Raw genomic sequence first — 12,024 nt, 5'->3', positions numbered from 1 at the left:
TGGACTTTTTTTTATAATGGGTATGAAATCCCAAATTCTATATTTTTAGTATTGTAACCTGCATTTGTATCACTCAATCCTGCATTAGAAACATGCCTTATTTCAGGACGAATATCAAATTGAATCTTCTGTACCCGAAAAGAAAATCCAATCGCTAAAACATCTGCAAAAGCAAAACCTTTAGACATTCTTTCGGTTTCCGTATCTGTAAGCATTGGACCGACACTTCCCAAAATATAAAAAGAACAGTTTTTATTAATCGGTTTCCGAATTAAAAAACCAACATTCAATACATATTCCCGTACATCTTTTAACTGCGTGTATTCATCTCTTTTTTCTTGATAATCCGGAGTTTCAGGCTTAACAAAATAGAAATTCAACAATTGATGTTTTCCAAAATTAATTTCGGGCTGTATTAAAATCTCATATTGAAAATGTTTTGCTTCTTTTAATTTATAGTATATCTGCACTTTATAAAAGTGATTTTCAAAAGTGTAATCTTTATTATTGAATTCGCTCCCAAAACCATAATTTAAGCCAATAGATACTCGTGAAATATCTTGTTGCGCAATAATTTTTACTGTGCTAAAAAGAAGCAATAAACATAAAAGTAATTTTCTATTCATAAATCTTTTAAAGTTCATTAAATATAATACAAAAAAAAGATCCAGCTTTCACTGGATCTTTTTAATATAATTTAAGCAAATAATTATGCTTTATTGTGCTTGTCTTCGATTGTATGTTTTTCGTCACTTGAGATCGTGTCTACCAATACTGGCGTAGCGATAAATAATGAAGAATAAGTACCTACAATAATACCAATTAACATTGCAAAGATAAATCCTCTGATTGATTCTCCACCAAAAATAAACATTGTTAATAATACAATGATCATCATTAATGAAGTATTCAATGTTCTGGATAATGTAGTATTAATAGAAGCATTTACGATATCTTCAAAACTACCTTTACGGTTTCCGATGATAAACTCTCTAACCCTGTCAAATACAATTACAGTATCGTTCATAGAGTAACCAATTACAGTAAGAATAGCAGCGATAAAGTGCTGATCCATTTCCATGTGGAATGGCATGAATTTATAACATAAAGAGTAAATTCCTAATACAAAGATTACGTCGTGCGCAACAGCTGCAATCGCACCTAATGAATATTGCCATTTACGGAAAGAAATCATTAAGTATAAGAAAATAACTGCCATCGCTCCAAGAACTGCCCAGTAAGAGTTTGTTTTGATATCTTCAGAAATAGAAGCCCCAACTTTAGAAGCTTGTAAAACTCCAACTCTTTTACCGTCAAACGAGTTGATGAATTTATCATAAGAAGTATTTGGATAATACTTTTGTAATGCTTTGTATAATTTTTGGTTTACTTCTTCGTCGATAGCAACACCATCTTCTTTAATTTTATATTTAGTTGTGATTTTCAATTGATCATCATCTCCTAAAATTTTAGCCTCAACCGGAGTTCCAAATGCAGCAGATAATTCATCAGAAATTACAGTTGCATCAATTGGTTTTTCAAATTTAACCTGGAAAGTTCTACCTCCAACAAAATCCACACCTTCATCTAATCCGTTAACGAAGAAGATAGATATTAAACTTACAACAACAACAATTGAAGAGAAGATATAAGTGAATTTTTTGATTTTAATAAAATCAAAATGGAAATTAGTAAACCAGTTTTTAGTAATGTTTGTAGAGAAAGTTAAATCACCTTTTCCAGCAATATTTCTATCAATGAAAATTCTAGCAATAAAGATAGAAGTAAACAATGAAGTTACGATACCAATAAGTAATGTTAAAGCAAAACCTTTAATTGGTCCTGTTCCGAAGATAAATAAGATCGCTCCAGTTAAAACGTGAGTAACGTTTGCATCAATGATAGAACGCATTGCACCATGCCATCCGTAAGAAGCAGCTACAGCTTCAGATAATGATTTACCTTCACGCAATTCCTCTTTTGCTCTTTCATATATAATAATGTTCGCATCTACCGCAGTACCTAATGTTAATACAATACCTGCAATACCTGGTAATGTTAATACAAAACCAAAACTTGCCATAATTCCGAATAAGAAAAGTAAGTTCAATAATAAAGCAAGGTTTGCATACCATCCAGCTTTACCATAATAAAATACCATCCAAACACAAACTAATAAGAATCCTAATACAGATGAAATTGTACCTGCATCAATTGCAGCCTGACCTAAAGATGGTCCAACAACAGTAGATTGAATAATATCTGCAGAAGCCGGTAATTTACCTGCATTTAATACGTTAGCTAAATCTTTAGTTTCAGCAACATCAAAAGAACCTGTAATTTCAGATCTTCCTCCGGCAATAGGTCCACTTGTAACACCTGGTGCAGAATATACGATGTTATCTAAAACAATAGCGATATAACCTTTTTGAGAGAAAGCTCTTCCTGTTAATTCTTCCCAAACTTTAGCACCCTGGCTGTTCATTTGCATAGAAACAGCTGGTTTACCCATTTGATCAAAAGTATCTTTTGCATCAGTTACAACTCCACCGCTCATAGCTGGTACGTTATCTCTGTTACCTTTTAAAGCATATAATTCAACTGCTTCAATATCTTTAGCACTTGCTAAATCTTTTGCTTTAGGATCTTTTACAGTAGTTGGTTTACTCCAAACAAATTTTGCATTATGTTGATCAGCAGCCAATAAAATTCTGATTTCTGGTCTTTTGAAATAAGCATTGATTGTTGCAGTATCTTTTGTAGCGAAGTATCCTAAAACCGGACCTCCACCTTGAGTAATCATTTTATCAAATAAAGGATTGTTTCCTTTTTTAGTATCAACTGAATCTTTAGCATCAGTTAATAAAGCATTCAATGAATCTTTAGCAACCGTTTTAGTTTCTACTTTTTTAACTTCAGTTTTCTTCAAAGCTTCGTTAGCAGCAACTAAGAAGTTACCAACTTCTTCAATTTTATAAGTTTCCCAAAACTCTAATTGAGCTTTTCCACCTAATAATTTTTTAATTCTGTCAACATCTTTAGCACCCGGAAGCTCAACTAAGATTCTTCCTGTTTCTCCTAATTTTTGAATATTTGGCTGTGTAACACCAAATTTGTCGATACGCTCTCTTAATACTTTGTAAGCACTTTCGATAGATTCATCAACTTTTCTTTTGATTACTTTTTGAGCTTGTGCATCTGTCATTTGGAAATCGATACCGCCTTCACCTTGTAAACTTCTGTTTGCAAAGATATCTGGCGAAGCCAATTTTGTTGTTCCGTTTGAGTTTGCCTCAAAAGCTTCAAAGAATTTATTTAAATAGGTCTTATTTCCTTCTAAATTTGCAGTTGCATCAGCTAATGATTTATTAAAAACCGGGTTTTTAGAATTGTTTGCTAATCCTTTTAAAACGTCTTTAACTGAGATTTGAAGAATTACGTTGATTCCTCCTTCTAAGTCAAGACCTTTATTTAATTGTTTGTTTTTTACTTCATTATAAGTGAAGTCAGTAAAACCAAGATTAAACACTTTTTCTTTACCAATAGAATCTAAATATTTTAGCTCTTTATCAGGATTATCTCCTGCAAAAGCTTTAGCCTCACTTTTGACATTATTTGCCACAAAAGTGAAAGATAGTTGGTAAATACTTACCAATGCAAATAGAATTGCGAAAAATTTAATAAGTCCTTTATTCTGCATTATTACTAAAAATTAATTATGTTTTATGTTTGTTTTTGGTTTTAAATCCCCTAAAAATAAGCCCTGACATGAGTTTTTAAAACTAAAAAATCGAGATCACGAATTACTACATTTTTTTTAAATCGAGCAAATATATAATTAACGAAAACATTAACCAATTTATTTATTAATTAATCTCAAAAAAAAGACTGCAAAAGTGCAGCCTTTTCCTTTTTTTCCTGTTTTTATTATACTAAAATCGATTTTAAAGCATCATTCATACTGCGAACCGCATCTGCACTTTTGGCAAATAAAGCCTTTTCCTGATCGTTTAAATGAATATCTACAATCTCTTCGATACCCTTTTTACCAATTATACACGGTACTCCTATACAGATATCATTTTGTCCATACTCTCCTTCTACGAAAACAGAGCATGCAATCATTTTCTTTTGATCGTTTAGAATACTATCTACTAAATAGGCTACAGACGCTCCCGGAGCATACCATGCAGATGTTCCTAAAAGCCCTGTAAGGGTTGCACCCCCAACCATTGTATCAGCAGCAACTTTTTGTAATACTTCTTCTGAAAGGAATTGCGAAACCGGAATTCCGTTATATGAAGCTAAACGAGTTAAAGGAATCATAGTAGTATCACCGTGACCTCCAATTACCATTGCCGAAATATCATTTGCAGGTTTATCTAAAGCTAGAGAAAGATACGTTCTAAAACGAGAACTATCTAAAGCTCCTCCCATACCTATAATTCTGTTTTTTGGCAAACCTGTAGCTTTTAAAGCTAGATAAGTCATAGTATCCATTGGATTCGAAACTACAACTATTATAGTATCAGGAGAATATTTCAATACATTTTCAGCAACTGTTTTTACAATTCCTGCATTTATACCAATTAATTCTTCCCTTGTCATTCCTGGTTTTCTCGGAATTCCTGATGTAATAACTACCACATCACTTCCGGCAGTTTTAGAATAATCGTTAGTAACACCAGATACTTTTGTGTTAAAACCTGTATTAGTGGCGCATTGCGTAATATCTAACGCTTTTCCTTCGGCAAAGCCTTCTTTAATATCCAACAACACTACTTCGCTTGCAATTCCTCTATAAGAAATAACGTCTGCACATGTAGCTCCAACATTTCCTGCTCCTACAATGGTAACTTTCATATTTTATACTTTATCGGTTATTAATTAATTTATTTTATAAACGACAATTCGTTTAATCGTTTAAGTAAATTTAAACAATTAAACGAATTGAAGGTTAATTTTTATTATGCATCAATATTTGCGTAAACGGCATTTTTCTCGATAAATTCTCTACGTGGCGGAACTTCATCTCCCATTAACATTGAGAAAACTCTGTCAGCCTCAGCTAAACTATCAATAGTTACCTGACGCAAAGTTCGGAAGTTCGGATCCATTGTGGTTTCCCATAACTGCTCCGCGTTCATCTCTCCAAGACCTTTATAACGTTGGATCGCTGCACTTCCTCCCATTCTTTCATTCGCCTGATCACGTTGAACGTCATTCCAGGCGTATTCTTTTTTATTTCCTTTTTTAACTAAGTATAAAGGCGGTGCTGCAATATAAACGTGACCTTCTTCAATCAGTTCTTTCATGAAACGGAAGAAGAACGTTAATATTAAGGTAGAAATGTGACTACCATCGACATCGGCATCACACATGATGATTACTTTATGATATCTTAGTTTTTCAAGATTTAATGCTTTACTGTCTTCTGCAGTTCCTACGGTAACTCCTAAAGCTGTAAATATGTTTCGAATCTCTTCATTTTCAAATACTTTGTGGTGCATCGCTTTCTCAACATTCAAAATCTTACCACGCAATGGTAAAATCGCCTGAAAGTTACGATCACGGCCTTGTTTTGCTGTTCCACCAGCCGAATCTCCCTCGACTAGATAAACCTCACATCTTGCAGGATCCTGTTCAGAACAATCCGATAATTTTCCTGGTAATCCGCCGCCGCCCATAACGGTTTTACGCTGTACCATTTCACGTGCTTTTTTCGCTGCGTGACGTGCCTGAGCTGCTAAAATTACTTTTTGAATAATGATTCGGGCATCATTTGGGTTTTCTTCCAAATAATTCTCTAACATTTCTCCAACTGCCTGAGAAACCGGAGAAACTACTTCTCTGTTTCCAAGCTTTGTTTTTGTTTGCCCTTCGAATTGAGGCTCAGCAACTTTTACCGAAATAATAGCCGTTAATCCTTCACGGAAGTCATCTCCCGCAATTTCGAATTTCAATTTATCCAACATTCCAGAGGCATCTGCATATTTTTTAAGGGTTCTTGTTAAACCACTTCTAAAACCTTGTAAATGTGTTCCTCCTTCGTGTGTATTAATATTATTTACGTAAGAGAAAATATTCTCTGTGTAACTTGTATTATAAATCAAGGCAACTTCAACCGGAATTTCACCTTTTTCATTATCCATACTGATAACGTGTGAAATAATTGGTTCACGGTTTCCGTCTAAATAACGAATATATTCTTTAAGCCCTTCATCAGAATGAAAAACTTCAACTTTAAATTCGCCTTTTTCATCAACTTCTCTTTTATCTGTAAACGTAATTGTGATTCCTTTGTTTAAGAAAGAAAGCTCACGCATACGAGCTGACAATGTATCATAAGAGAACTCTGTAGTTTGTGTAAAGATTGTATTATCAGGATAAAAAGTCTGACGTGTACCTCTTTTATCTGTTTCTCCGATTTGTTTTACCGGATATAATGATTTTCCTCTTTCGTATTCTTGTTCGTAGATTTTACCGTCTCTAAAAACAGTAGATTTCATGTGAACAGAAAGTGCGTTTACAACTGAAACCCCAACGCCGTGTAAACCTCCTGAAACTTTATAAGAATCTTTATCAAATTTACCTCCGGCACCAATTTTAGTCATTACAACCTCAAGTGCAGAAACTCCTTCTTTTTTATGTAAATCAACTGGAATACCACGTCCGTTATCTTCAACTGTTACCGAACCGTCTTCATTAATTGCAACCCCAATGGTATCACAATGTCCGCCCATCGCCTCATCAATAGAGTTATCAACAACCTCATAAACCAAATGATGCAGCCCTCGAACCCCTACATCTCCAATATACATCGATGGACGCATTCTTACGTGCTCCATTCCTTCTAATGCCTGAATACTATCTGCTGAATAATTGTTCTTCTTGATTTCTTCGCTCATATAATTTATTCTAAAAAATGTATTTATTGTCTAACACGCAAATATATAAAAACGCAGACTATATACCCATAAAATTCCGACTTAAAGCACTTAAGTTATTAACACAATTGTCTGAAAAACCAAAAAATAAATCTAAAAGCGAACTTTAAATTCCAATTTTCATAAATTCCAAATTCTAAAAATAGGAATAACATAAAAAATATCAAATTTCAAAAGTCAATAAATTCGATTTTTCTTAAATTCCAGACTTTACAAGCAGCATAAAAAAACCGAAATACAAATGCATTTCGGTTTTAATGATTTCAAAATTGGAGTTTGGAATTTGAAAATTTAGAATTTCCCTTTTCTATTGTTTCTTATTAAAATCCCCAGCATAAACAGAGGTCATTTTATCCAAAGTCAGGTATTTTTTCAATACTTTATTTACTTCATCAACTTTTAAAGCTTTAACTTTAGTTTCAAGATCATCATAATCATCCAAAGCGATTCCGTATTGTAAATAAGTATTTACTAACTCCATTAAAGTATTATCAACCCCTAATCTTGTTTTTCTTTCATTTTGCCAGCTAATCATATTTGATTTCAATTCTTCTGCTGTAAATCCGTCTTTTAATGCTTTTGCAATTTCTTCTTTTGCAGCTGTTTCAACGGCATTTTTTTTCGTAGGATTTAAGAAAGCATAATAACTCCAGGCTGCCGCATCATTTGTAATTGGCACATCGATAAAAGAACCTGCACCGTAACTAATACCTTCTTTTTCTCTCAACCTCATCGGAATTCTGGCACTTAAAAAACCACCGCTTCCTAGCATTTCATTTGCCATAACAAATGCCGGATAATCTGGATTTTTTCTATCCATTTTAAAACTGATTCTGCCTAAAGCAACGGCATTTTCTTTATCTGGCGTAATAATATCTTTATCTAATTTTTGTGTTTCAAAATAAGTTGGCAAAGCAAGTTCATATTTTGATTTAGAATTCCATTTTCCAAATGTATTTTCTAAAATCTCTCCAGTACTTTTTGCATCCAAATCTCCCACTACACTTCCTATTCCATTATTTCCGCCTAAAACATTTGTATAGAAATCGACAATTTCAGATTGTTTTATCTTTTTAAAGGCATCAATTTGTTCCTGAATGGTTGGTGTATAAAAAATATTTCCTTTTGGATATTTTGTAGTCACTCTCGAAATTTCTGTAAATGCAACAGCCTGTGGATCGTTTAAGTTAGACTCCAAATACGTATTATATTCACTGATTGTTTTAGTCAATTCATTCTCAGGGAAAGTCGAATTAGCTAATAAATCTGCTAAAATTCCCATTACTTCTTTAAAGTGTTCTTTATATGTATTAACACTAACAGATAATGTTTGTCTTGAAAAATTAAAATTGATTGAAGATTTCAACTGATCTAATTTATCCTGAATTTGCTCTTTAGTCTGCGTTTTAGTTCCTGTTTTTAATAATTGAGCCAAAATTCCGGCAATATCATTTTTACCTGTTAAATCTTTTTCATTACTAACCGGAAATTTAAAACTTGCCTGAACTTTTCCGCCTTTTATTTCTTTTTTGATTAACCCGTATTTTATACCATTCGTTAATTTTCCTTCGACAAAATTCTGTTTTAGATTTTTAATCGAAGCTTCAAATGGTGCCGCTTCTTTCTCTAAAGCTTTTCCTTTATAATCTTTTGTAAGTGCTAACAACTGCTCATCCGTATATTCAATTGGTTTAATCCTTACTTCATCTTTAGATGGAATAAATATACCAACTGTTCTGTTGTTAGCTCTAAAATATTTCTCAGCAACTCTTTGAATATCTTCTTTTGTTAATTTCTCAACTGCATCTCTGTATAAATAACCAAGTCTGTAATCTCCTGCACCAATAATTTCGGTCAGGTTAATAGCATACGAAATAGTATTATTTTTTACTGCTTCTATTTGCTTGATAATTTTTGCTTTTGCTCTGCCGACATCCTGATCGGTGTATTTAGTTGTGGCTATTTTATCCAGCTCGCTTCTTACAATATCTTTTGTTGCATATACATCTTTATCATTAGGAACTGCAACTCCAAAATAGATAAAACTTGCGTCTCTTACCGAAGGCTGCCAAAAATAAATACCTGACACTTTTTGTGTTTCGATTAATGTTTTATATAAATAGCCTGATGGATCTGCAGTTAAGATTTCTCCTAAAGCATCAATTGCAGCATAATCTTTATCTGCATAAGATACAGTATGATATAAAGCGCCAACATTTTTGCTGTCACCCGCTCTTTTAAGCTCTACATATTTTTCACCATCCTGAGCAGGTTCTATTGTATAAGTTTTATCTAAAACTCTTTTTGGTCTGGGAATTGTTCCAAAATACTGCCCAACATATTGCAATGCTTTTTGTTCATCAAATTTACCTGCAATTATTAAGGTTGAATTGTCTGGCTGATAATATTTTTCATAAAAAACACGAAGTGTATTTGCTTTTACTCTTTCTATGTCTTCTTTACTTCCAATGGTACTGTTTCCGTAATTGTGCCACACATAAGCCGAAGAAAGAATTCTCTCCTGCAACACGCCGTCAGGATTATTTTCTCCTATTTCAAACTCATTTCTAACTACAGAAAATTCTTTATCAAGATCAGTTTGCAAAATAGTAGAGTTAATCATTCGATCAGCTTCCATTTCGATACTCCATTTTAGGTTTTCATCGCTTGACGGAAAAATTTCATAATAGTTTGTTCTATCTAACCAAGTGGTTCCATTGGCATTTCCTCCTTTATCTGAAAGCATCTTTTTAATATCCCCTAAATTCTTAGTGCTTTTAAAAAGCATATGCTCTAATAAATGTGCCATTCCTTTTTCTCCATATCCTTCATTTCTGGAACCAACATTGTAAACAATATTGACTACCATATTACTTTGAGAAGCATCTGGAATTAAAAGAACTTTTAATCCATTATTTAAAGAATATTCTTTGACACCTTCGACATTAGTGATATACTTGGGTGTCTCCGTTTTTTGTGCGTAAACAGAGCCCAATGAAACTAATGAGCAGCATAAAATTCCACTTAGAAATAGTTTTTTCATAAATTGTATTTAAGGATTATTTAATTGTTCATGGTAATCAAATATAGTATTTTTCTGAAATACGTTTTATTCTTATTAACTTACTTTTAGCAATTTACGGGAAACCATAAAAAAAGCCGAAACTACATTTTGAATGCATTTCGGCTTTTTTTTATATTTTAAGTTCCAAATTGGAATTTGGAATTTATTTATTGGAATTTTTATCTTAAACAGCAACTCCGGTTTTTACACTTTCAAAGTTTCCTTGCAAGTGAGCGGCATTTGCTCTTCCGCTTGGATCAAGATTTTCCTGCCATTTCGGAATCCATTTACGAACAGTTTGCGCCGCACTAACCTGCGGATAATATTTATGGAAAATTGATCTGTAATAATACGCTTCTTTTGTTGTTGGCGTATTATAAGGAAACTCTGCACTTGCACCGGCCAATTGTTCATCTGTAACCTGCGAAGCACAATATTCGATTAATTCATCAACCCAGTTATATCCAACTCCATCAGAAAACTGTTCTTTTTGTCTCCATAAAACTTCTGTTGGCAAATAAGGATCATTTGGTGTATCAAAAGCTTTTCTTAAAATGTATTTTTCAATTCCCTCATAAGTTTTAGGCTGTTTTTCTTCGGTTTTAATTCGAATGGTAACATCTAAAAAATCTGTATCTAAGAACGGAATTCTGGCTTCTATTCCATTTGCCATTGTAGTCTTATCAGCACGCAGTAAATCGGCCGTAAATAACTTCTGAACTCTTTCTATGGTTTCATCCTGAAATTCTTCTGCAGAAGGCGCATTTCTAAAATACAAATGACCTCCAAAAATTTCATCGGCACCTTCTCCTGAAAGAATCACTTTTACTCCTTTATCAATTATTGCTTTTGATAATAAATACATTGGAACTCCTGAACGAACCGAAATGATATCGTAGGTTTCAATATGCGAAATGACTTTTTCTAAAATCGCCACACCTTCTTCAACCGTAAAATGTACTTCATGATGATCTGTTCCTAAAAATTCAGCTGCTTTTCTTGCTGAAACATTATCTGGAGCATCGGCATCTAATCCGATAGAAAAAGATGGCAGCTTTTTACCGCTTTCTTTTAATAATCTAGAAGCTATTGATGAAATTAAGGATGTATCTAAACCTCCAGACAGTACAACTCCAACGGGAACTTCACTCATTAATCGTTTGCGGGTTGCTTCAATTAATGCTTCTCGAATTAAATCTAAATCAAGTGGCTGAGTCGCGTTTTTATGATCTTCGTATTCTGGGTGGTAATATTTTACAAAACCGCTTTTTGCTGTATAATAATGCCCCGGAGGAAAAGTAGAAAATGATTTACATTGATCTGCAATTGATTTCATTTCCGAAGAAAAATAAATTCTTCCTCTTTCATCTAAACCATAATACAAAGGTTTTACACCAATTGGGTCTCTTCCTGCAATATATTTGTCTCCGTCGATTATTACGAAAGCAAAATCGCCGTCTAGTTTATTACAAAAATCATATCCGAATTCTTCGTACAAATGCACAATTACTTCTGAGTCAGAATTTGTTCTAAATGAATGATCTTTTAAAACTGTGTTTTTTAATTCCTGATAATTATAAATTTCACCGTCGTGAACCATCCAGGCTTTATCTGTTCCCTGAATAGGCTGTTTCCCCGATTTTAAATCGATAATTGAAAGACTTTCATGACAAAGTATACTGCCATTTTCCATAATGTGTAAATCACTTTCATCAGGGCCGCGATGCGACATTCTTTTAGAAAGTTCTTTTACAAGCTGCGGGTCTTTTCCTTTACCAATAACGGCCAATAATCCAGACATACTATTCTATTTTTTATTTTTATTCTTCTGTTTCAGACTTAGAATAAGCCGAACATTAAAAAATCATTAAAATTTTCTGTTGAAAGCAAAACTAAATATTATTTTTTGCTTTCCTACATTTTCGATACTAAAATCTCAGGTATTTAACTTTTTTGGGGAATGCCAAATATAAAAAAAGTAAGTTAAATAATTGCCGAAATATTTTTATAAAG

Annotated in this window: 6 protein-coding genes; all 6 read right to left on the bottom strand. The window is 33.1% G+C overall.

Annotation, left to right across the window (positions count from 1 at the left end):
* Positions 1-11: 11 nt before the first annotated feature.
* The 6 genes from ASD98_RS10665 to asnB all read right to left on the bottom strand — a co-directional run bounded on the left by ASD98_RS10665 (position 12) and on the right by asnB (position 11,812).
* Positions 12-626 (bottom strand): acyloxyacyl hydrolase, encoded by a 615-nt coding sequence (locus ASD98_RS10665; protein WP_056204082.1) that lies wholly within the window; start codon positions 624-626, stop codon positions 12-14.
* Between the two features lie 83 nt (positions 627-709).
* Positions 710-3,700, bottom strand: coding sequence for a protein translocase subunit SecDF (gene secDF / locus ASD98_RS10660; protein WP_056204079.1), 2,991 nt, complete (start codon positions 3,698-3,700; stop codon positions 710-712).
* Positions 3,701-3,927: 227 nt separating this feature from the next.
* On the bottom strand, positions 3,928-4,863 hold the full coding sequence (gene mdh / locus ASD98_RS10655; RefSeq protein ID WP_056204076.1) for a malate dehydrogenase: 936 nt from the start codon (positions 4,861-4,863) through the stop codon (positions 3,928-3,930).
* 104 nt (positions 4,864-4,967) lie between these two features.
* A complete protein-coding gene (gene gyrB / locus ASD98_RS10650) occupies positions 4,968-6,908 on the bottom strand; it encodes a DNA topoisomerase (ATP-hydrolyzing) subunit B (RefSeq protein WP_056204073.1) in 1,941 nt (646 codons plus the stop codon).
* Positions 6,909-7,254: 346 nt separating this feature from the next.
* Positions 7,255-9,990: a pitrilysin family protein gene (locus ASD98_RS10645; protein WP_056204071.1), complete on the bottom strand. Its 2,736-nt coding sequence runs from the start codon at positions 9,988-9,990 to the stop codon at positions 7,255-7,257.
* A 205-nt stretch (positions 9,991-10,195) separates the two neighbouring features.
* On the bottom strand, positions 10,196-11,812 hold the full coding sequence (gene asnB / locus ASD98_RS10640; protein WP_056204069.1) for an asparagine synthase B: 1,617 nt from the start codon (positions 11,810-11,812) through the stop codon (positions 10,196-10,198).
* Between the last annotated feature and the right edge of the window lie 212 nt (positions 11,813-12,024).

The organism is Flavobacterium sp. Root186 (genome assembly GCF_001428525.1).
In the GTDB taxonomy this organism is placed as follows: Bacteria; Bacteroidota; Bacteroidia; order Flavobacteriales; family Flavobacteriaceae; genus Flavobacterium.
This window is presented reverse-complemented; position numbering and strand designations above follow the sequence as displayed.

What these genes read in the sequence shown, in the direction of transcription:
- ASD98_RS10665 (WP_056204082.1), bottom strand. Translation starts at nt 626, where the DNA reads ATGAATAGAAAATTACTTTTATGTTTATTGCTTCTTTTTAGCACAGTA.
- secDF (WP_056204079.1), bottom strand. Translation starts at nt 3,700, where the DNA reads ATGCAGAATAAAGGACTTATTAAATTTTTCGCAATTCTATTTGCATTG.
- mdh (WP_056204076.1), bottom strand. Translation starts at nt 4,863, where the DNA reads ATGAAAGTTACCATTGTAGGAGCAGGAAATGTTGGAGCTACATGTGCA.
- gyrB (WP_056204073.1), bottom strand. Translation starts at nt 6,908, where the DNA reads ATGAGCGAAGAAATCAAGAAGAACAATTATTCAGCAGATAGTATTCAG.
- ASD98_RS10645 (WP_056204071.1), bottom strand. Translation starts at nt 9,990, where the DNA reads ATGAAAAAACTATTTCTAAGTGGAATTTTATGCTGCTCATTAGTTTCA.
- asnB (WP_056204069.1), bottom strand. Translation starts at nt 11,812, where the DNA reads ATGTCTGGATTATTGGCCGTTATTGGTAAAGGAAAAGACCCGCAGCTT.